Raw genomic sequence first — 20,896 nt, 5'->3', positions numbered from 1 at the left:
ACAGCCTGCCGCTTTTTTGTGAGGCCGGCTTTTGTGGGAGCGGCTTTAGCCGCGAGCTTTGCACCACAAAAAACGAAATCAAGAGCTCGCGACTAAAGCCGCTCCTACAGGAGCTCCCTTAGCCAGATCCTCGTACAGAACGGCGGCCTTGCGCATCAGGCCTTCCGCGCTCCAGGCCTGGGCGTCCGTCGGTCCCCAAGCCGACAGCGCCGCACGGCGCTCCGGCGAGCGCAGCAATGCGCCGACATGGCCTGCGAATTCGTCCACGTCCTCGCCGCTGACCACCGCGCTGCGGGCGTCGCGCAGCACCGTCGCGGTGCCCATCACGGCGGTCGACACGATCGGCACGCCCAGCGCCATCGCTTCGATCAGCACCAGGCCCTGGGTTTCGGTCGGCGATGCGAACACGAACACGTCGCCGGCCCGGTAGCAGTCCAGCAATGTGGTGCGGCGATCCAGGTTGCCGAAGAAGCGGAGGTTGTTTTGCAGGCCCAGCGTCGCGGCGAGCTTCTTCAGGCGTTCGGCGTCCGGCCCTTCGCCGGCGACGATGAACAGCAGGTCGGGGAATTCGGCGACCAGCTTGCGCGCCACTTGCAGCAGGAAGCCGATGTTCTTTTCCAGCGCGAGCCGGCTCACCGTGACCAGGGTCGGCTGCGCCGGCGCGATGCCGTGATCGGCGCGGAAGCGCACGCCGTCGCCGCGCGCGAACTCCTCCAGCGCCAGCCCGGTCGGCAGCACGGTCGTCGGCGTATCCACGCCGTAACGCTGCAGGACTTCGACCATCTGCTGGCTCGGCACGATCAGGTGGTCGACTTCGCCGCACAGCTTGCGCGACGCGCGGCGCGCGACCATCCGCGTCAGCGACGGCGGCAGCCACGGCAGGTAATGCGCCACGTATTCTTCGAAATAGGTGTGATAGGTCTCCACCGTCGGCCGGCCGGTGCGCCGCGCCAGGCGGACGCCGAACTTGTGGGCACGGAACGGCGTATGGATGTGGATCGCATCCCAACGGCGCTCGGCGAGCTGCGGCAATACCGCGCGCAAGGCCGACTGTTTCATCAGCCGGTCCTCCGGATCGAAGAAGATCACCCGCGCCGGCAGCCGGATCACCTCGAAATCGCCGTCGTGCTGCGCCTGGCCGCTGTCGGGCCCGTAGTCCGGCGCGACCAGCGTGACCCGGTGGCCCATCGCCACCAGCGCGCGGGCGTAGGTGCGGATCGACGACGACACGCCGTTGACCCGTGGGAAGTACACGTCCGACAGCATGAGGATGTCCATAGCCGCCGAGGCTATGTCAATGCGATGACGGTTTTGTGGCAGCCCGCTGGAACGGCCATGCGGAAGTCAGAATTCCAACTCCCAATACTGGCCCATCGACCCATCGCCGAATGCCTCGTGCGGCTCTTCGCGCACCAGCCGAAAACCCTGCGCGGCATAGATATGGCGGGCGGCGTCCAGCCGGCTGTTGGTCCACAGCACGATCTTCTTGTAGCCGCAGCGTCGCGCGAAACCGACGCATTGCTCCACCAGCGTCCGGCCGAGCCCGATGCCGCGCGCCGACGGCTCCACCAGCAGCATGCGCAGTTGCGCGGTGTCGGCGCCCTTGTGCATCAGGAAGACGCAGCCGAGGAATTCGCCGTCGCGTTCGGCGATCCAGCAGCGTTCGCGCGCCGGATCGAATTGCGCGATGTAGCGCGACAGGATGCCGGCGACGAGCGCTTCGAAGCGTTCGTCCCAGCCGTATTCGCGCGCGTACAGTTCGCCGTGGCGCTGGGTGACCAGTCCGATGTCGCCAGGGCGGTGGCCGCGCAGCACGATCGGGCCTGGCGAGACGCCATCGTCGCCCAGCGCGCGGCGCATCTCCCGCAAGGCGGACATCAGCCGGCGGCGCCCGCGGCCATCCATCGGCGCGATCAGTTCTGCCGCCTGCGCTTGCGATTTGACGTCCAGCTTGGCGAAGGTGCTGCGGCCCTTGCGGGTAAGGCTGATGGTGCGGCTGCGCCGGTCGGCCTGCGAAGCCTGCGACTTCAGCAGACGCTGATCCTCGATGCGCGCCAGCAGGCGGCTCAAGTAGCCGCGGTCCATATCCAACCGCTCGGCCAGTTCCGACGGCATCGCCGGCCCGTTCGCGTACAGCTCGTACATGAGGCGGACTTCGGCAAGCGAGAACGGGCTGTCCAGCAGCCCTTCGTTCAACACCCCCAGGCGGCGGGTATAGATACGGTTGAATTCGCGCAGCGCGGCGACTTCTTCCTTGCTGACGGCGGACATGGGCTGCCTCCTACGGTTGACTATCTAACCAATTTAATTGACTAAGTCAACTATATGAAATCGGTCCAACCAGAACTACCCCTTAGCGCAAATCCGCAAAAGCTGCGTCGCCACAATTGCAACGAATCAAAATCTAGTACTTACGAAGAAGGTCACCTACGACGAAAGCAGGGCCGCCAGTGGGACCTTTCGGTCGCGACGAATCACACCGCGGTTCAGGCCCTTTCTTGGGTTACTTTCTTTGGGCCAGCAAAGAAAGTGACCCGGCGCAGCCGGAAGCCTTTTTCCATGGCGCGAGTCGCAGCGCTGCCAGGACGCGGGCCTGGATCCCGGCCTTCGCCGGGATGACGGCTTAGGGGCAAGGGCAAGAGCAAGATGGTCCCAGCGTTCGCTGGGATGACGGCTTAAGAGCGAACGGCCTCAGAGCGAACGGCTTAAGAGCAACAGCAGAGCAAGCTCCGCTCTACGGAGCCGGAGCAAGGGCAGCGGGGCATCGCTCTACAGAGCCGGGGCAAGGGCAGCGGGGCTCCGCTCTACAAAGGCAGAAGTCGGTGGATTTGGCCTTCGCGGGGAGCGAGCTACGAGCGTGGACGTGTGTTAGCGCCGAAGCCGGGGCTTTGAACTCAGGCCTCAGCGAGAAAGGAGGACAACCGGCAGCGCGACCAGCCCCAATAGAAACAGGATGGCCAAGAAAGTCAGCAGCACGCGCAGCGGCTGCGCGCGGGCGACCGTCCAGAAAGTCTCGGCGGTGCCGTCGCGCTTGGCCGCTTCGTATTCCGCGCGTGCCTGCGCCTGGCGTTTCGCCTGATACTCGGCCATCAATCGCTTGGCTTGCGGAAATTCGGCGGCGTCCGCGATCCAAATGCCGCCGGAAGAGATGCCCCAGCGGCTGGGCCGGGTTTCGTAGAAACCGATCTTGTGCGCATCGAGCATCGCGCGCACATCGTCTGCCTCGTCTTCGGGCACGTGGCGCAGGTTCATCAGTAGCTTGGACATGCCGCGATGATACCCCGCCGCCCGGCCCTCGCCGCCCGCGGCGAGGCCCTTCCCCTCAACCGGCGCCGCTCACCAGCTGATCCGCACGCCGAGATTGCCTTCGAAGGTCCTGCGCTCCTCGTCGCCGGTATCGATGGCGTAATCGCCGACGGCGTAGAAACTGGCCTTGTCGCTGTATTGGAAGACCAAGCCCGCGCCGAATTCGAAAGCGCTGTACTCCTGTTCGCTGGCGATCAGGTCGGTACCGAAGCGGACACTGTCGGTGCCGCCGAAACCGTGCCAGAAATTGGCCTTGACGTAGGGATGCAGCCGAGAATCCTCGCGCTTGCCGACCAGGCGCAGGCCGACCCGCGCCGTGACCGCGTCCTCGGCATCGAAGGCGATGGACGAAAAACGGTCGCGCTGGTCGTCGAAAGAAAGCTGCTGCCAGATCACTTGGCCCTGCGGTTCCAGCGACCAGTATTCGCTCACCGCGAACGGATAGCCGCCCTCGAGCGAGAACATCGTGCCGTCGCCGTCGATATCCACCCCGATCGCCCGATCCGACGTCGCATCGCCGTCGAAGCGGCTGCCGAGCACGACGCCATCCAGGTAGGCGCCGCTGGGCGCGATATGCGTCCAGTACACGCCCGCGTGCGTGTCGTCGAACTCGACCTCGCCGACGGTGAGGTTGTTCCAACCCAACGCGAAGCCGCGCACGTCGCCGTCCATGCGCGTGCGGCCGACGAACAGGCCGAAATGATCGCGGTGGCCGCTATCGGATTCGCGCGCGAACACGTCCGCGCCGATCTGCATGCCCCACAGCGTGCCGTCGAAGGTCGGGCTGACCGTGCCCGCCCAGCTCACCTGGCTGTCCTGGCCGATGGCGCGCGCCCAGGCCGAGCGGAAGGCGCCTTCGCCTTGCAGCAGCGGCTGTTCGCCCTGGCGCTCGTGGAAAGTGCCCAGGCTCGCAAGGCCCAACTCATGGATGGCGGGCGGCACCACGGCATAAGTCGGCGCTTCGATGCGATACAGCGGAATCACCGCACCGGTGGCCGCGCTGGCGCCCGGTGTCGGCGGCGTTGCGTTCGGCACCGGGAGCGGCGCGGGCGTACTCGGCGGCGGCGCCACAGGAGTGGGCGGCGTGGGCGGCGGCGGTGGCGGCGGATCTGGCGGCGGGGGCGCCGGCGGATCGGGATTGCCCGGCGTAGGCGGCGGTGGCGGCTCCAGCGGCGGTGGCGGCGGCGCCGGCGGCTCTGGCGGCGTCGGCGTCGATGGCGTCGGCGGATCTTGCGGGGGAGGCGCTGGTGCCGGTTCCGACAACGTGACCAAGGTGGAGCGCAAATACCAGTTATCGCTGGTGCCCTCGCTTACACCGCCCTTGAACAGGAAGTACTCGAACGCGCCGGCAGCAACTGCGCTATTGAGCGCGAACGCGCCGCTCGCCGTGGAGCCGCCATTCAAGGCTTCCACCACCAGGATGCCGTCCTGAAGTGTCGCCGCGCCGGCGCCGCCGAGATTGACGATGCCCAGGCCGGTGGTGCCGCTGGCCTCGCCGCCGGAAATCGCGAGCTTGTCGGAAGGCGAACTGTCGTCGCCCAACTGCGTGTGCAGGAACAGCGAACCGCCGTTGCCGACGTAATTGCCGGCGATGGTGAACGTATCGGCAGCGCTCGCCGGCCCGTTGGTCAGATCGATGCGGCCGGCGTTGGCGACGTTGACCAGTTGCCCTGCCGCCGACGCCAGCACGCCGGCATTCGCTCCGCCGCCGAACATCGTGCTGCTCGCGTCGACCGTCAAAGCGCCGGTGCCCGTGCCGCTGTCGCCCAGCGTCAGATTGCCGTCGAAGGTCAGCTCGGTGTCGTTGCCGAGGACTACGTTTTCCCAATTCTGGAAACGCGAGGCGCCGCTGCTGGTGACGTTGTCGAAGGTCAGTGCGTCGGCGCCCAGCCCGCCATTGAGCAGCGGGACGGCGCCCATGTTCGCGGCGGTGAGATCGCTCAAGGCGGCCGTATCGGTGCCGTCGCCCAAGTCGATCGCGCCGTAGATGATGCCGCCGCCGTCCCAAGTGAAGATGTCGTTGCCGGTGCTGACGCGCACTTCGCCGCCCACGGTGCCGCCGGTGACGGTGACCCGGTCCTGGCCGCCGCTGACGCTGATGTTGCCGCCGATGAAACCGTCGGACAGGATGATGGTGTCGTTGCCGAAGCCGGTGACCAGATTGCCATCGATGGTGCCGCCGGACATGTCGAACAGATTGTTGTCCAGCTTCATGTCGACGCGGCCGATGCGCCCATCGCTCATGTGCGCGATGTCGCCGTCCTCGAAGAAACCGACGATGCGGCCGCCGGTCATGTTGAAATTATCGATGTTGTCGCCCTGCGACAGCGAACCGATCTGGCCGCCGGCCATGACGAAATCGTCGGTGCCGCTGCCTTGCTGGAGGTTGCCGGTCACAGTGCCGCCGTCGACCTGCGCGCTGTCCGCGCCCAGACCCTGGTCGACCGAACCGATGGTGCCGACGTTGAGCAATAGCGTATCGGTGCCGTCGCCCTGCGTGACCGCGCCCGCGATCGAGCCGCCGAGCATTTCGAGGCGATCGTTGCCAGCGCCGAACGCTACGCCCGTCGTCGCCCCGCCGATCGTGCCGCGGTTGATCAGCACGCCCGCCGCGGTGCCGCCGAAAACGATGCCGGTACCGGTTTGGGAAGCGATCGCGCCGTCGTTGATCACGGTGCCGCCGTTCTGCATGACGATGCCGGGACCTGCCTGGCTGAAAATCGTCGCACCCGCGGCGTTATCGATCGTGTTGCCCGCGCCTGTGGAAGCGATCGCAGCGAACGCGCCGGCCGTCACCGAAATGTTGCCGGCGTTGTCGACCCGGCTTTGATCGCGGATGACGACGCCGCTGGCATTGGCGACACCGATGCCAGCGCCGGCGAGCACATTGACCGCCACGCCGGTGCTGCCGGGCGCTGCGACGACGGGCACCGGATCCGGATTGGGCGCCGCAGTGCCGCAGGTCGTGGTCTGTCCGCTTCCGGGCGCAGGATTATCGCAACCGGCGTAAACCGGCGCAGGCGCCGATAAGGCAAGGCCGCCGATGAGGCAGCCGGACTTCAGCAGGGAATCGATATGGACAGACAGCGCGCGGCGCTTGAAATGGTGCATGGGGCTTCTCCGGATCGTCCGATGAAACCTGCGCGCTCGACGGCTTTGTACCTGCCCCCTGCGTACAGGACTGCGATGAAGCCCGACGCCCCTGTGCATTACCCGCCTGCCCCATGCGGTTGCAATGGGTTTATAAGCCCGAAAATGGGTTCGTTTCAAGTGTCGCGCTCATGCCGCGAGCATGCGGCCTCACGCGATCTTCACCGGTTGTCACTTAAGCGCAATGCGATCCGCGCAATCTGCGATCGGATTTCACGTGCCGGCTGCACGCATCGCTTCGATCTCGCGCTTGGGCGGCGCGCCGAACAGGCGACGGTATTCGCGGCTGAACTGCGAAGGGCTTTCGTAGCCGACGCGGTGCCCGGCGGAGGCCGCCTCCAATCCGTCCATCAGCATCAGCCGGCGCGCTTCCTGCAGGCGCAACTGCTTCTGGAACTGCAGCGGCGACATCGCGGTAGCCGCCTTGAAGCGCTGGTGCAGCGACGAGGCGCTCATGTGCGCAGCCATGGCCAGATCGTCGATGCGCAACGGTTCGGCGTAGCGCGTTTTCAACAGTTCGATGGCGCGCGCGATGCGCTGCGAAGGCCCGTCGACTTCGCAAAGCTCGCGCAGTTTTTGGCCGAGTTCGCCGACCAGCACGCGGTAATGGATCTCGCGCAGGGCCAGCGGCGCCAGCACGGCCGCTTCGTCCGGGGTGTCGAGCAAGCGCACCAGCCGCAGCACCGCATCCAGCAGCGAAGCACTGGTGCGCGCCACGAACAGCGCACGCTCTCCGGACGGCTGCGCCGGCACGGCAGGACCCAGTTGCACCAGCAAATCGCCGATCAACGCAGGGTCGATGTCGATGCGCAGGCAGAGATAGGGTTTTTCCGGCGAAGCCTCGATGATCTGCCCGACCATCGGCAGCGTCATCGACACCACTAGGTAGTTCAGCGGGTCGTACGCATAGACGTCGTCGCCCAACAGCGCACGCTTGCGGCCCTGCACCACCACGCAAACGCTGGGGTGATATACGGTCGGCAGCGGCTGCGACGGCTCGCTGGCGCGGATCAGCGCCAATCCGGGCACGGCGCTGTCGTGCAGGCCGTCGCCGGGCACGTTTCGGGCAATCCGGTCGGCCAGTTCGGCCTGCTGCGCCTCGAGCCCGGCACGCGCCGGCACCACATTGGAAACCTTGTCGTTCATGGCGATCGAAGCGATGGGAGATGGCAGCGATTATGCGCCCGGCCGGCGACACTGCCAGCGCCCCGCACGCCGCTTCGGAGGAATAGGCAAGTATCGGCGAGCAATGGGCTAACGCGGCATCGCACTCGGCTCCTAGGCTGTGTGGGCACTTCCCCACGCACTGGAGACCACGATGAACAGCACGCATTTCCCCCGTCGCACGCTTGGCAGCCAGGGGCTCGCCGTGTCGGCGATCGGCCTGGGCTGCATGGGCATGTCCGACTTCTACGGCCCCAGCGAAGAAGCCGCCAACCTCGGCGTGCTCAACCACGCGATCGACATCGGCGTGAATTTCCTCGACACCGCCGACATGTACGGCGTCGGCGAGAACGAACGCCTGCTCGGCAAGGTGCTGCGCACGCGCCGCGACGAGGTCGTGCTGGCCACCAAGTTCGGCAACGTCCGCGCCGCCAACGGCGACTTCCTGCGCGTCGACGGCAGCCCCGAATACGTGGCCGCCGCCTGCGATGCGAGCCTGCAGCGGCTCGGCGTGGACCATATCGACCTGTACTACCAACACCGCGTCGATCCGAACGTGCCGATCGAAGACACCGTGGGTGCGATGGCGCGCCTGGTCGAAGCCGGCAAGGTGCGTCACCTGGGCCTGTCGGAAGCTTCCGGCGCCACCGTGCGCCGCGCGGCCGCGGTGCATCCGATCGCCGCACTGCAGAGCGAATACTCGCTGTGGACGCGCGATGTCGAGGGCGACGCCCTGCCCGTCTGCCGCGAACTCGGCATCGGCTTCGTGGCGTACAGTCCGTTGGGACGCGGCTTCCTCACCGGCGCGATCCAGCAGGTCGGCCAACTCGCCGTCAACGACTGGCGCCGCCAGAACCCGCGCTTCCAGGCCGGCAACATCGACCGCAACCGCGAACTGGTCGAGGCCGTGACCGAACTCGCCGCCGCGCGCGGCGCCACGCCCGCCCAGCTCGCGCTGGCCTGGTTGTTGCACCGCGGTCCCGACATCGTGCCGATCCCCGGCACCCGCCGCATCGCGCGCCTGGACGAGAACGCAGGCGCGGCGCGGATCCTGCTCAACGGCGCCGAACTGCAACGCATCGACGACGTGCTGGCCAGCCATGCGGTCGCGGGCTTGCGTTATCCCGAAGCGCATATGGCCTCGGTCAACCGCTGAGCGCCGCCCGCCATACGGAGCCTTCCGTTATCGCGTATCCGAATCTCGCCCGTGAAAAAGGGCGGCCATAAGCCGCCCTGCTCCATCGCGACGCCTTGCGCTCAGTTGAACTTGGATGTCGGCAAGGCCTTGCCGGTTTTCAACGATTCGTCGATCAGGACTCTGACCGTGCGATCGGCATCCCTGCTCAGCTTCTCCTGCTGCTTGCCTAACGCCTCCATCTGCCGGCCCAACGCCTCCATCGGTTTGCTGGCTTCTTCCATTTGCGCGCTGATGGCCGTCATCGGCGCATGCGCAGCCTCCAAGCGCCGGGATTGCGCGTCCATGGCGGCGCTGAGCGCATCCATCTGCGCATGCAAGGCATCCGACTTGCGCTCCAGCGCTTCAAGATCGCCGTCGGCGGCCGCGCTGCGTTTCTGCTCGCGCAGCTTCTCCATCTGCCGAGCGGCGGCTTGTTGCTGCTCGGCCAGGGTTTCCATCTTGGCGGCGATCTTCTGCAACTCGGCGTCCGCCGGCTGGCCGCTGTCGCTCGCCGCCTGCATCTGGCCGCTCAGGACGTCCATCTTCTTGCCGTGCGCTTCCATCTGCTTGCCGAGCGCTTCCATCTTCGCACCGAGCGCTTCGGTGGGTTTCCACGCTTCGCTGACTTTGGCCAGGATGGCGGCGTCCTGGACCACATAGGCTTCGTCGCCGCGGCGGAACCATAGGAAGTCGCCCTGCACGCTGCGCTTGGCCTTGTCCGCGGCGCGGATATCGCGCGTCGTGCCCGATACGGTCATGCTCTCGTGGCCGTTGCGGACCAGCGCGTACGCATCGCTGCGCGAGGAGGTTTCGAGCGCCTGGACGTTGCTCTGGGCGAAAACGGTGATGCAGATCGCGCTCAGCCCGAGGATGGGCAAGGCGATCTTCCAGCTGAGCGTGTGCTGGCCGGGGCGGACCAGCCGTTGGATGCGCGACATGAGCTTGTCTCCGTTCGCCGCGTGGGCGGGTTGATAAGTCGGGAGCCGTCCGCCTGATGGCGGTCGGGAAGAAAGCAACAGATCCAGCCGCTGCAAGGCCAGCGCCATGCGCCTGGGTTCGCCGATCGCCTGCGCGGCCAGATCGTCGGCGATGCATTCGCGTTCCACGCGTATCCGCTTTGACAGCCACCACACGACCGGGTGATAGAACAGCAGCGCCTCGATGGCGCTCTGGGCCAGGTTGACGAGGTAGTCGTGGCGCCTGATGTGCGCCAGCTCGTGGGCGAGCAACGCTTCGAGCAATTCGGGCGGCATCCGTGCGATCAGCGCCGCGGGCACCAGCACCACTGGCCGCCACCAGCCGGCGGCGATCGGACTTTCCAGATCGCCGACCACGCGCAGCGCCACGCGCTTGCGCAGCCCGAACTTCGCGGCCAGGCCATCCAGCCTCGCCTGCCAGGACGGATCGACGGCGCCTTCGCAGGCGCGCCGGAGGCGATTCACCCAGGCCAACCCCACGGCCATGCGCAATGCCAGCAATGCCGCGCCCAGCGACCAAATCGCGACGATCCACGGCAATCGGATCTGCAACGTCCACTGCCACGACGACAGGCCGACGATCGTCGGATGCGCTACGGGCGTCGCTGCGGCCTGCGCGATCGTCGATGTCGCGACGGCGGTTTCGTCCGCGCCGAGCCCGCGCACGATAGCCAGCGCCGGCAACAGCAGGCACAACGCCAGCGCGGCGCAAGCCACTGCGTACCGCGCTTGCGGCCGCGCGTTGCGCAACAGCATCAATGCAACCGCCGCTGCCAGGCCTATGGCCAGCCCCTGCCAGAGGAAATGCACCAGGGCCCAGCCCAGCGTCGACACGAACGAAGGCGCCAACAGGTTCATCGCTTGTCTTCTCGATGCAGGAAGCGTTCGATTTCCTTGCGTTCCTTCTCGGTGACGTGGCCGCGCAGCGCGGCCATCACCAGTTCCTTGCCCGAGCCCGAGAACGCCTTGTGGATCAGGTCCTTCAACAGATTCGTGCGCAACGAGTCTTGCGCCTGCGCGGGCGCGTAGACGTGCGAGCGCTGGCTTTCGTCGCGGACCAGCAGGCCCTTGCCGTGCATGATTTGCATCAGCCGCAGCACCGTGGCCTGGGCCATGTCGGGCCGCTCCTTCTGTACCGCCTCGTGCACCTGCTTCACCGTGGCCCGACCCAGCGGCCAAATCACGCGCAGCAGGTCCAGCTCGGCGGCGGTGGGTTTGGGCGGGGCTTTGCTTTTGGCCATGATCGCGAAGGAAGGGCGAGTTTCGAGCAGGCTAGCCCAAATAGAACATATTGTCTAGAACTTTTTTTCTACTTAAGGCATTCGGCCGCACCTGCTCTTTAATGCCGTCATCCCAGCGAACGCTGGGACCCATGTTGCTCTGGCGCTTGCCCTTAAGCCGTCATCCCGGCGAATGCCGGGATCCAGGCCCGCGTCCTGGCGGCCTGCGCTGCGACTCGCGCCATGGACAAAGGCTTCCGGCTGCGCCGGGTCACTTTCTTTGTTGGCCCAAAGAAAGTAACCCAAGAAAGGGCCTGAACTGCGGTGCGATGGTCGTACCTGTAAGTCCGCCAGCGGACCTGCTTTCGTCGTGGGTGACCTTCTTACGCAGGTACTAGATTTTGATTCGTAGCCTATGGGTGACGTGGCTTTTGCGGGTTTGCGCTAAGGAGTCGTTCTGGTCGATCGCCTCGGATCTGAATGTCGAAGCGACGGAGGAATCCCGAGCGCTGGCGAGCGGTGGCCAAGAACACGAGGTAACCCCATCGCCGGGATACCTTCCAAAGGCCCTTTTTCTTTGGTGACTTCTCTTTTTGGGCCCCACAAAAAGAAAGCATGCCCTGAGCTTGCCGAAGGGTCACTCGGCCGCGGTTTTAGCGGACGAAACCCCGGCCTGAAAGGCCGGCAGGTCGCGAGAACCCATCAGCAAAGGCAGCGGAGCAAGCCCCGCTCTACACAGAGCCAAAGCAAATCTCCCCCGGCCCCTCTTTTTCAAAGAGGGGAGACAAGCCAAGTCGCTGGATCCTCGCCTTCGCGGGGATGACGGCTTTAAGGGCAAGGGCAGCGGGAAGTCGGGCGCGGATGTCGTCAGTCCACGTGATCCAGCGGCCAGCGCGCGAGGATGCGATGCTCGGTCCTGCCCAGCAGGCTATGCACCAGCATGAATTCGCGCACAGTCCAGGCGAAGCGATCGATCGGCTGGGGCGCTACCGCGCTGTCGTCGTAAAGCAAGGTGATATGCGGAGTGAACGTGCGCTCCACATGCCGGTTCAGACCGACAGCGGCCATGGCCGTACCGAGCGTACCCTGCAGATCGCACAAGGACACGACGCCTTCATTGCCGCGCAAAACGAACGGCCGGTTGCGCGGCTGCCGGGAAAAGCTGGAAGCGCTGTCGAAAGCGACTTCGAACGCGGCCATGCGCACGCGCGCCGCGGCCTCGCCGGCTTTGGCGACCACATGTTCGGGCACCCCGATGTGATCGCCCAAATGGTGCAGCGTCACGTGGAAGCGATCCGTGCGCAGCGGCTTGCCGCGCAGGTCCAGCCGGCTGCGCAAGTCCTGCGCGATGCCGGCGATGCGCTTGGCCGCCTCGGCATCCGGAAATACCGCGAAAAAGAGGCGGTCGGTCGGGTCCGGCGACTCGAAGGCGCCGAACCCCATCTGTCCTGTTGCAGCAGCGCGAACGGCCATGGAACAAAGCGATAGGAATGGAACGCGATTATAGACAGCCCGGTGCGGCGACTCAGCCGTTCGATCCCGCACGATCGCGTGCGTAAGCGACGAAACCTTCCAACAGCTTCCGCAACGATTGCAGCGTGCGCTCGTCGGCGACATTGCCTTCGGCATCGAACACGCCGGCGGCGCTCGACACCATCAGGCGGCCGCCGTTCCACAGTTCCGCGCCGAGCGTGCGCATTACCGGCAGCCAGGCGTTCTGCGACAGGATCGTGCCGAATCTGCCCGGCGACGCACCGATGATCGCCACCGGCTTGCCGCCGAACACTCTCGAGATGTCGGAGGATGGGCGCGACAACCAGTCGATGGCGTTCTTGGCCACGCCGGGAATGCTGTTGTTGTATTCGGGCGTGACCAGCAACAAACCGTCGGCCGCGGCGATCGCGTCTTTCAGCGCCGCGACTTCCGCGGGGATGCCGTGCGCCGCCTCGTCGTCGCCGTTATACAACGGGAAAGCCTGGATGGACGCCGCTTCGAGACGGCTATCGGCCGGCATAGAAGCGGCCGCCGCCCGCAGCAAGGCCGTGTTGTACGAACCTTGCCGCAGACTGCCCGAGATGCCGACGATCCTGATCATGATGCCGATATTCTCATGCAAACGGAGGCAATAGCTCGGACGACACGTCGTGGCGGACCGGCCGAAACCCATAACCGGCCCGCGACCAGATCCAGGGCATGCCGAGATTGTCGTCCGGGATCATGTCCGGCGCGAAAGCAGGGCTTGTTGCATGCAGCCCGGGCGTAAGGCCCGAAAAAGCGGCAACACAAACGCTTCCTTAGCGCAAATCCGCAAAAGCCACGTCACCCATGCGCGACGAATCAAAATCTAGTACCTGCGTAAGAAGGTCACCTGCGACGAAAGCAGGTCCGCTGGCGGACTTTCAGGTACGACGCATCGCACCGCAGTTCAGGCCCTTTCTTGGGTTACTTTCTTTGGGCCAGCAAAGAAAGTGACCCGGCGCAGCCGGAAGCTTTTGTCCATGGCGCGAGTCGCAGCGCCACTGGCCAGGGCGCGGGCCTGGATGACATGCCGCTCCTGCGGCATGCCCTTCGGGCCATCCGCTGCGCGGATGTTCGCTCCGGCCTCCTGCCTCCGCAGTCCGGCCTCCGCCGGGATGACGGCTTGAAGAGGCGAAAGCAAATGGGTCCCAGCGTTCGCTGGATGACGGCTTAGGAGCAAGCGAACGGCTTAAGGGCAAGAGCAGCGGAGCAAGCTCCGCTCTACAGAGCCGGAGCAGCGCAAGAGCAGCGGGCGAGTCCCGCTCTACAAAGCCGAGGCAAGGGCAGCGGGACGGCTAGGGCCAATCCCTCTCGAAAGACATACCGCGGGGGATACCATTTTCCCCTCCATTCTTCTTGGAAAGGACTAAACTCACCCCACGCGACATCCCCGCAAATGCGGAGGGTTCCCGCATGTTGAACTGGACGACAGCGGCACTACTGGCGGCTTCCGCAGTGAGTTCGCCCGGCGCGCCTTTGCCGGACCACGAACAGATCACGGCCATACCTCCCGAGCTGGAGGCGCAGTTCCAAGAGCACGTGATCCGCAAAGGCGATTCGAAAGAAGAACGGCTGCGCCTGCTGATCGATTTCGTCCTCGAAGCGCCCGGACTGAACCTGCAATACGACGTCGGCACCACGCGCACCGTGGCCGAAACCTACCGCGCCCGCAAAGCCAACTGCCTATCGTTCACGCTGCTGTTCATCGCCCTCGCGCGCGAAGCGGGATTGAAAGCCTCCGTGCAGGAATACGAACAGGTGCTGGTCTGGTACTTGCAGGACGGACTGGTCTTCAACTCCAGCCACGTGAACGCGCGCGTCGAAGCGGGCGCGGAACGGCAGACGGTCGACGTGGGCCGCAACGTGCTGATTTCGCGCTACCGGCCCAAGATCATCAGCGACGAACGCGCCCTGTCGTTCTACTACAACAACCGCGGCGTGGAATTGATGGCCGACGGCGACCTGGTCGGGGCCGGAAGGCATTTGGATGCGGCCGTCGCCCTGGAACCGGACGATGCCGCCGTCTGGAGCAACCTCGGCGTGCTCAGCCTGCGCCGGGGCGATGCTCCGAGTGCCGAACGCCGCTACCACAAGGCTCTGGAACTGGATTCCAGGCACGGCGCGGCCCTGGCCAATATCGTCACGCTGTACCAGCGCACCGATCGTCCGCAATTGGCCGCCGATTACAGGCGGCGGTTGCAGCGAGTGCAATTCGCCGATCCCTTCCATCAGTTCATGATGGGCATGGATTACGAGAAGCGCGGCCAGTTTTCGATGGCGGCGAGCTATTACCGCCGCGCGACGCGACTGCACGACAGCGAACCCGCCTTCTATCTCGGCCTGGCGCGCGTCTATTCGGCCATGGGCGAGCTGCGCCGGGCGCAACGCTCGCTGACGCGCGCCTATGCGCTCAAGGACGAGAACGCGCGCAAGGCCCTGCAGGCCAAGAACGAGGAGCGCCGGCAGCGCGCAGGATCGGTGGCGAGGCAGGTCAACCACTGAAGGCGTCGAGTTCGGTCCGGACGGTTGGATAGAATCGTTGCAACCGTTCCGGAGTCTGCCCGATGCCCCACCTCGCCCGTGTCGTGCTGTCCGCAGTCGCCTTGTGCGCGCCGTTCGCGTCTTTCGCGCAGCAGCCGCCCGCCGGTCGCGAAGATGCGGACGCGTTGCGGTTCCATAATCCTGCCGCGCTGCCGAAGCCCAATGGCTATTCGCATGCGGTCGAGGCGACTGGAGGACGCACGATCTACGTGTCCGGCCAACTCCCTTTGGATAAGGACGGCCGGCTGGTCGGCAGCGGCGATTTCGCCGCGCAGGCCGAACAGGTCTTCGCCAACCTGAAAGCCGCGCTGGCCGCCGCCGGCGCTTCTTTCGACGATGTCGTCAGGCTCAACATGTACGTCACCGACATGACGCAGCTCAAAGCCCTGCGCGCCGCCCGCGACCGCCACATCGATGCGCAACGGCCGCCCGCCAGCACGCTGGTGGAAGTGAAACGTTTCGTGGTGGAAGGCGCGATGGTGGAAATCGACGCGACCGCGGTCGTCGCCGATCCCGCGCGCAGATGACGATCCGCTCCCTGCCCGCCTGCATCCGAAATCTGTCGGGTGCGCGGCCGGCCTGCGCGATGCCGATTGGCGCGATTCCTGCATCGGCATCGCCCCATTGTGCGGTTGCGGACTTGCGAGCAGTATCCGGCTCTGGTTATGCCGATCGGGGAACGAAATGATCCAGGGGATGCCGCCTTCCGTCCTATTCCACGTCGCGATCAGCCTGGTCGCGATCTTCTCGGGCCTGGTGCTGCTGCTCTTCGGCTGGCCCGCCTCCAGAAAGCTGCCCGGCTGGACCGCGGTCTTCCTGACCACGACCGTCGCCACCAGCGTCACCGGCTTCCTGCTGCCGTTCGTGAAATTCCTGCCGTCGCACGCGTTCGGCATCGTCTCGCTGATCCTGGCCGCCTTCGTGATGCCCGCGCTCTACAAGTTCCGGCTGGCCGGCAATTGGCGCTGGATCTACGTGTCCGGCGCCGTGCTGCTGCTCTACCTCAACGTCTTCGTGCTGGTCGTGCAATTGTTCCTGAAAGTGCCGGCATTGCACGCGCTGGCGCCGACGCAGAAGGAACCGCCGTTCGCCATCGCCCAAGGCGCGGTGTTGCTGCTGTTCCTGGCGTACGGGATCCTTTCCGTGAGGCGTTTCCATCCCGACCGCGCCGCTTTCGGATCGGCGCAACCGGCCTTGCCCGGGTAGCGCCGTAGCGCTCGCCGCGCTTACGCCAATCCATGTTTCTTCAGCAGCGCCTGCTCGTCGCCCGTGACGTAGGCGAAGATCTTCGGCGCGCCACGTTGCAGGCGTACGAAATAGAAGTTGGTGAAGAAGATCCGCACCTTCGCGCCGTCCTTGGGCCGGACGTAGCGCGAATCCCAGGTCACGCTCGCCATCGCATGCAGAGGATCCAGCCGCGTCACGTCCAGCTTCGCGATCTTCATGGCGACGGTGCCTATCTTGCGGTAGTAGGCGAAGCCGCGGCCGATCACGAACTTGAACTTGATGCCGTTCTTGCCGCCGTGCACGCCGGCCGGGCCGGATCCGACGAAATAATCTGCGAACGCGACGACGACGCCATCGGCGTCGCCTTTGGGCGGATCCTGCAGCGAACCCTCGAACCTACGTGCGTATTCGCGGAAGAACCGGGTCACCCTGCGCTTCATCTCGGCGGCGGTCATGGCGGCTCCCGATCGTTGCGATGTCTGCATTTTGCGTACCCGCCGATCAACACGCAGTGAGCGGTGCAGCGATACGCGGATGCGGGGAGCCGCGCCGACCCGTCATAGGCCGGTGTCCGAGCCGGCCGGTTTTGCCGCACACTCCCGATCCGACCCACGAACCGCCGCAACGATGAAACAGAATCCCGCCTATCTACAGGCACTGCAGGACAGCGTGCGCGACGCATCCTATCCCCGCCTCATCGGCATGACCCTGGCCGCCATCGATTTCGACAGCTGCCGCATCGAACTGGAACTGGGCGAACGCCACATGCAGCCGTTCGGCATCGTCCACGGCGGCGTGCTGGCTACGCTGATCGACACCGCCACCTTCTGGGCAGGTTTCATGCGCCTGCCCGACGATGCGGGCCTGGTCAACGTCGATCTGAAACTCAATTACCTGAAAGCCGCGGCGCGCGGCCGGCTGTGCGCCGAAGGCCGTTGCCTGCGCGCCGGGCGGCAGATCAGCTACGCCGAAGCGAGCGTGCTGGACGAAGCCGGCGAGCTGGTCGCGCACGGCACCTCCACGCTGATGGCGCTGCCCGGCAAGGGCCTGCGGCTGGGCGTGGCGAAGTTCCTGCAGGATTGAATCAGTGCAGCGGACAGCGCCGCTCGGCGCCGGCCAGCAGCCGCGCCGAAGCGACGACGGCGCGCTGATGCGTGCCGCGGCCGATCTCGCCGCCGGCATCGCGCGCTGCGACTTCGAAGCGGTAGAGCTTGCCCGCCATGCCGACGAAACGCGCTTCGGCGATCACCTCTGCTCCGACCGGCGTGGCTGCGGTATGCGCGATGTGCATGTCGACGCCGACCGACAGTTCGCCCTCCGACAATTCGGCATGCAGCACGCGCGATGCGGCCAGTTCCATCAACGCGACCATGCGCGCCGTGGCCAGCACCGGCGGAAAACCGTCGCTTGGCCGCTGCGCCAATGCGCTGGCCAGGTCGGACTCGGTCACGGTCAGCGTCGCGGTGCCGGTCGCACCGATCGGAAGGGCCACCGGCTCGCTCCTGCGGGATAGGTGCCGCGCAGTCTAAGCAGGCGCGGATCGCGCCGCCATTCGACCTTAGCGCAACTGGCTGTCCTTGCTGCCGCGGCGGTTGTAGCCGGCGCTGGCGCCCTGCTCGCGGTCTTGCGCTTCCTGGCAGTCCACGCACAGGCGCACGCCCGGCACGGCCTTGCGGCGCGCTTCGGGAATGGGCGCATCGCATTCCTCGCAACGGCTCAGGCCCGGGCCTTGCCCCAACCGGCTGCGAGCGCGTTCGATCGCGTCCTTCACGGTCGCGTCGATTTGGTCCTGTACGGCGCCGTCTCCGGCCCAACCGGTGGCCATGGCTCCTCTCCTGGATCGTGTGGGAGTTGCGCGCCAGTTTATCGGCTGCGATATGAATTTACCGAAAAGGGCGCCGCCGGAAGCGTTACGCTGCGCTTCCCGCAGCCGCTCGCCGAGCCGCTCATGACTACCTATTTACTCTGTGTGCTGATCCTGCTCGCAGCGCTCGGCTGCGGCACGGTCGGCGGCATATTCTTCGCATTCTCCAACTTCGTGATGCGCGCGTTGGCCAGGCTGCCGCCTCCGCAGGGCATCGCCGCCATGCAGGCGATCAACGTCACCGTGCTCAACCCTCTGTTCCTCGGCGTTTTTGTCGGCACCGCCCTGCTTTCGGCGGGATTGGCCGGATACGGAATGTTTCGATGGGTGCAGCCGGGTTCGGGTTGGCTGATCGCCGGCGGACTTCTGTACGTCGTCGGCAACCTGATCGTGACGCGCGCGCGCAACATACCGCGCAACGACGCGCTGGCGCGGCTGGACCCGGCGTCCGCCGGCGCCGCGGACGCCTGGCGCGAATACCAGCGCCACTGGAACGCGTGGAACCACGTCCGCACCGCGACCGCTTCAGCCGCGGCGGCGGCCTTCATCGTGGCGCTGTGGCGATGGTCTGCAGCAGTGTAAGCAGGCTTGACAAAATGCAACTCCCAAGTTGCATTTCTGCGGCTGCGGGCATAGGCTTAGGCAACCTGGAGGTTGCACATATGTCCGACACCGACCGCATCGTCAAACAAGCCGTGCTGAAAGCCTCGCTCGAACGCGTTTGGCAGGCCATCAGCGACTCCAAGCGCTTCGGCACCTGGTTCGGCGCCGAGTTCGACGGCCCCTTCGTCGCCGGCGCGCGCCTTACCGGCCGGATCGTGCCCACCGCGGTCGACCCCGAGATCGGCCGGATGCAGGCACCCTACGCCGGCACCCCGTTCGAGATCAGCATCGAGAGGATCGAGCCGATGCGCGTATTCGCGCTGCGCTGGCATCCCAATGCGGTCGAACCCGGCAAGGACTATTCGGAAGAACCCACCACCCTGGTCGTGTTCGAGCTGGAGGAAACCGAAGGCGGCACCCGCCTCACGCTCACCGAGTCCGGCTACGACAAGATCCCGCTGGCCCGCCGCGCCGAGGCTTTCGAGTCCAACGAACAGGGCTGGGAGATGCAGATGACGCTGATCGCGAAATACCTCGCGCAAGCGTCGTAGGCAGGACCGCGATGGCGCGATCTTCCGTCGCCCGCCTCGCCGACGCCGCGCCGGTATTCGCCGCGCTCGGAGATCCGGCGCGGCTGCGCATCGTCTCGCGCCTGTGCGAAGGCGGTCCGTTGTCCATCGTGCGGCTGACCGAGGGCTCGCGGATCTCGCGCCAGGCGATCACCAAGCATCTCAACGCGCTGTCCGATGCCGGCTTGGTCCGGAGCGAGCGCTGCGGGCGCGAGCGCGTCTGGCAACTGCAGCCGAAGCGGCTGGCGGAGGCGCGCCGCCATCTCGACCGGATCTCGGCGCAGTGGGACCAGGCGTTGGACCGGTTGCGCCTGTTCGTCGAGGAAGACGCCCGCTAAGGCGTGTCGATTTCGCAGGCCGTGCTTCGTCGGGTGGGTACAGCTACCCTCCCCCGCTAGCCGACTGGAGACATGCCGATGGCCTTGAAGCTTTACGCGCACCCTTTTTCGTCCTATTGCCAGAAAGCGCTGACCGCGCTTTACGAAAACGGCACGCCCTTCGAATACCGCCTGCTGGAGGGCGACGAAGCGATGCGAGAGCTGGAAGCGCTGTGGCCGATGAAGCGCTTTCCGGTCTTGGTGGACGAAGGCCGCACCGTGATCGAGGCCAGCACGATCATCGAGTATCTGGGCCTGCGCCATCCGGGCCCCGTTCGCCTCGTTCCGCAGGATCCCGAGGCCGCGCTGGAGGTGCGGATGATGGACCGCTTCTTCGACAACTACATTTCCACGCCGCAGCAGAAGATCGTATTCGACAGCATCCGCAACGAAGCCGACCGCGACCCTTACGGCGCGGCCGAAGCGCGCGCCATGCTCGATACCGCCTACGCCTGGCTGGACGAGCGCATGGCCGGGCGCGAATGGGCCGCGGGCGACGATTTCACGCTCGCCGATTGCGGCGCTGCGCCCTTCCTGTTCTATGCCGATTGGACGCACGCCATCGGCGACGCTTTCGTTCACGTCCACGCCTACCGGCGCCGATTGCTGGCGCGCCCATCGTTCGCCCGCGCAGTGGACGAAGCGCGGCCGTACCGCACGTATTTCCCGCTCGGCGCGCCCGACCGCGATTGAGGCGTCGCGGCGCAGCCGATCCGGGCTGCGCCGCGCCCGTCTTCACTGGAAGTCGGGTTCCTCGATCTGGCGCACTTCGCACACGATGTCCCACTCGTCGCCATGCACCTTCAGGAAGCGTTCGGTCAGCGCGAGCGCTTCTTCTTTGGATGCCGCCTTCAAGATCGCGTAGCCGCCGATCACTTCCTTGGTCTCGGTGAAGGGGCCGTCGATCACGCTGGTCTTGCCGCCGGCGAGTTTGACGCGGAAGCTTTCCGATGTCGGCTTCAAGCCGCCGGTGTCGACCAGCACGCCGGCCTTGGACATCTCCTCGATCAGCTTGCCCATGTCGTTCATCAACCGCTCGCTGGGCACCTTGCCGGAAGTCTCGTCGATCCGGACCATCGAAAGGAATCGCATTGTCTAGTCTCCTGTGAGGGTTCAGAGCCGGAGCGCCGGACCATCCGGCACCACCGCTCCTGCCTTGGCGACGAACGGGCAGCGGCTGGATCGACACGAAAAGGGAAGATT

At 65.8% G+C, this 20,896-nt stretch carries 22 protein-coding genes; 9 read left to right on the top strand and 13 right to left on the bottom strand.

The genetic code is table 11. The features are described 5' to 3' along the window. Nucleotides 1-78: 78 nt before the first annotated feature. The 5 genes from M2650_RS01985 to M2650_RS01965 all read right to left on the bottom strand — a co-directional run bounded on the left by M2650_RS01985 (nt 79) and on the right by M2650_RS01965 (nt 7,602). Complete coding sequence (locus M2650_RS01985) at nt 79-1,278, bottom strand: glycosyltransferase (RefSeq protein WP_249470514.1); 1,200 nt, start codon at nt 1,276-1,278, stop codon at nt 79-81. 66 nt (nt 1,279-1,344) lie between these two features. Continuing rightward, entirely contained in the window at nt 1,345-2,271 is a 927-nt protein-coding gene (locus M2650_RS01980; RefSeq protein ID WP_249470512.1) for a bifunctional helix-turn-helix transcriptional regulator/GNAT family N-acetyltransferase, read from the bottom strand. 630 nt (nt 2,272-2,901) lie between these two features. After that, the gene (locus tag M2650_RS01975) at nt 2,902-3,267 is read right to left on the bottom strand and encodes a DUF6164 family protein (RefSeq protein WP_249470510.1); all 366 of its coding nucleotides are present in this window, start codon (nt 3,265-3,267) and stop codon (nt 2,902-2,904) included. Nucleotides 3,268-3,336: 69 nt separating this feature from the next. Then, the gene (locus M2650_RS01970) at nt 3,337-6,417 is read right to left on the bottom strand and encodes an autotransporter family protein (protein ID WP_249470508.1); all 3,081 of its coding nucleotides are present in this window, start codon (nt 6,415-6,417) and stop codon (nt 3,337-3,339) included. 252 nt (nt 6,418-6,669) lie between these two features. Next, the gene (locus M2650_RS01965) at nt 6,670-7,602 is read right to left on the bottom strand and encodes an AraC family transcriptional regulator (RefSeq protein ID WP_249470506.1); all 933 of its coding nucleotides are present in this window, start codon (nt 7,600-7,602) and stop codon (nt 6,670-6,672) included. 172 nt (nt 7,603-7,774) lie between these two features. On the opposite strand from M2650_RS01965, the gene M2650_RS01960 reads away from it, so the two are divergent. After that, on the top strand, nt 7,775-8,776 hold the full coding sequence (locus M2650_RS01960; RefSeq protein ID WP_249470503.1) for an aldo/keto reductase: 1,002 nt from the start codon (nt 7,775-7,777) through the stop codon (nt 8,774-8,776). 101 nt (nt 8,777-8,877) lie between these two features. On the opposite strand, the gene M2650_RS01955 is transcribed toward M2650_RS01960, so the two are convergent. From M2650_RS01955 to M2650_RS01940, 4 genes are all read right to left on the bottom strand, one after another. After that, nucleotides 8,878-10,632, bottom strand: coding sequence for a M56 family metallopeptidase (locus M2650_RS01955; protein WP_249470502.1), 1,755 nt, complete (start codon nt 10,630-10,632; stop codon nt 8,878-8,880). Continuing rightward, nucleotides 10,629-11,015: a BlaI/MecI/CopY family transcriptional regulator gene (locus M2650_RS01950; protein ID WP_249470500.1), complete on the bottom strand. Its 387-nt coding sequence runs from the start codon at nt 11,013-11,015 to the stop codon at nt 10,629-10,631. Before M2650_RS01950 ends, M2650_RS01955 begins: the two co-directional genes overlap by 4 nt. 846 nt (nt 11,016-11,861) lie before the next feature. Next, nucleotides 11,862-12,437 carry an RNA 2',3'-cyclic phosphodiesterase gene (gene thpR, locus M2650_RS01945; RefSeq protein ID WP_249470498.1) on the bottom strand — a complete coding sequence of 192 codons (576 nt, stop codon included), beginning with the start codon at nt 12,435-12,437 and terminating at the stop codon, nt 11,862-11,864. Between the two features lie 82 nt (nt 12,438-12,519). Further along, complete coding sequence (locus tag M2650_RS01940) at nt 12,520-13,089, bottom strand: NADPH-dependent FMN reductase (protein WP_249470496.1); 570 nt, start codon at nt 13,087-13,089, stop codon at nt 12,520-12,522. Nucleotides 13,090-13,925: 836 nt separating this feature from the next. Between M2650_RS01940 and M2650_RS01935 the strand changes: the two genes are divergently transcribed. From M2650_RS01935 to M2650_RS01925, 3 genes are all read left to right on the top strand, one after another. Next, on the top strand, nt 13,926-15,014 hold the full coding sequence (locus M2650_RS01935; protein ID WP_249470494.1) for a transglutaminase-like domain-containing protein: 1,089 nt from the start codon (nt 13,926-13,928) through the stop codon (nt 15,012-15,014). Nucleotides 15,015-15,076: 62 nt separating this feature from the next. Further along, a complete protein-coding gene (locus M2650_RS01930) occupies nt 15,077-15,580 on the top strand; it encodes a RidA family protein (RefSeq protein WP_249470492.1) in 504 nt (167 codons plus the stop codon). A gap of 169 nt (nt 15,581-15,749) precedes the next feature. Continuing rightward, nucleotides 15,750-16,259, top strand: coding sequence for a hypothetical protein (locus M2650_RS01925; protein WP_249470490.1), 510 nt, complete (start codon nt 15,750-15,752; stop codon nt 16,257-16,259). Between the two features lie 20 nt (nt 16,260-16,279). Here the strand turns inward: M2650_RS01925 and M2650_RS01920 are convergent, their stop codons facing one another. After that, entirely contained in the window at nt 16,280-16,735 is a 456-nt protein-coding gene (locus M2650_RS01920) for a hypothetical protein (RefSeq protein WP_249470488.1), read from the bottom strand. Nucleotides 16,736-16,907: 172 nt separating this feature from the next. Between M2650_RS01920 and M2650_RS01915 the strand changes: the two genes are divergently transcribed. Further along, nucleotides 16,908-17,363 carry a PaaI family thioesterase gene (locus tag M2650_RS01915; RefSeq protein ID WP_249470486.1) on the top strand — a complete coding sequence of 152 codons (456 nt, stop codon included), beginning with the start codon at nt 16,908-16,910 and terminating at the stop codon, nt 17,361-17,363. A gap of 1 nt (nt 17,364) precedes the next feature. Here M2650_RS01915 and M2650_RS01910 read toward each other — a convergent pair whose 3' ends face one another. Together M2650_RS01910 and M2650_RS01905 are read right to left on the bottom strand one after the other, a co-directional pair. After that, the gene (locus M2650_RS01910) at nt 17,365-17,772 is read right to left on the bottom strand and encodes a thioesterase family protein (RefSeq protein WP_249470484.1); all 408 of its coding nucleotides are present in this window, start codon (nt 17,770-17,772) and stop codon (nt 17,365-17,367) included. A 66-nt stretch (nt 17,773-17,838) separates the two neighbouring features. Beyond that, nucleotides 17,839-18,105, bottom strand: coding sequence for a DksA/TraR family C4-type zinc finger protein (locus M2650_RS01905; RefSeq protein WP_249470482.1), 267 nt, complete (start codon nt 18,103-18,105; stop codon nt 17,839-17,841). A 123-nt stretch (nt 18,106-18,228) separates the two neighbouring features. Here M2650_RS01905 and M2650_RS01900 point away from each other — a divergent pair, with 123 nt between their 5' ends. From M2650_RS01900 to M2650_RS01885, 4 genes are all read left to right on the top strand, one after another. Further along, nucleotides 18,229-18,726: an anthrone oxygenase family protein gene (locus tag M2650_RS01900; RefSeq protein ID WP_249470480.1), complete on the top strand. Its 498-nt coding sequence runs from the start codon at nt 18,229-18,231 to the stop codon at nt 18,724-18,726. An 80-nt stretch (nt 18,727-18,806) separates the two neighbouring features. After that, nucleotides 18,807-19,298, top strand: a complete 492-nt coding sequence (locus tag M2650_RS01895; protein ID WP_249470478.1) for an SRPBCC family protein — start codon at nt 18,807-18,809, stop codon at nt 19,296-19,298. Between the two features lie 11 nt (nt 19,299-19,309). Next, nucleotides 19,310-19,654, top strand: a complete 345-nt coding sequence (locus M2650_RS01890) for an ArsR/SmtB family transcription factor (protein ID WP_249470474.1) — start codon at nt 19,310-19,312, stop codon at nt 19,652-19,654. A gap of 78 nt (nt 19,655-19,732) precedes the next feature. Further along, the gene (locus M2650_RS01885; RefSeq protein ID WP_249470472.1) at nt 19,733-20,386 is read left to right on the top strand and encodes a glutathione S-transferase family protein; all 654 of its coding nucleotides are present in this window, start codon (nt 19,733-19,735) and stop codon (nt 20,384-20,386) included. Nucleotides 20,387-20,428: 42 nt separating this feature from the next. Here the strand turns inward: M2650_RS01885 and M2650_RS01880 are convergent, their stop codons facing one another. Continuing rightward, entirely contained in the window at nt 20,429-20,785 is a 357-nt protein-coding gene (locus M2650_RS01880; protein ID WP_249470470.1) for a YciI family protein, read from the bottom strand. Nucleotides 20,786-20,896: the final 111 nt, after the last annotated feature.

The organism is Luteimonas galliterrae (assembly GCF_023374055.1).
GTDB lineage: Bacteria > Pseudomonadota > Gammaproteobacteria > Xanthomonadales > Xanthomonadaceae > Luteimonas_C > Luteimonas_C galliterrae.
This window is presented reverse-complemented; position numbering and strand designations above follow the sequence as displayed.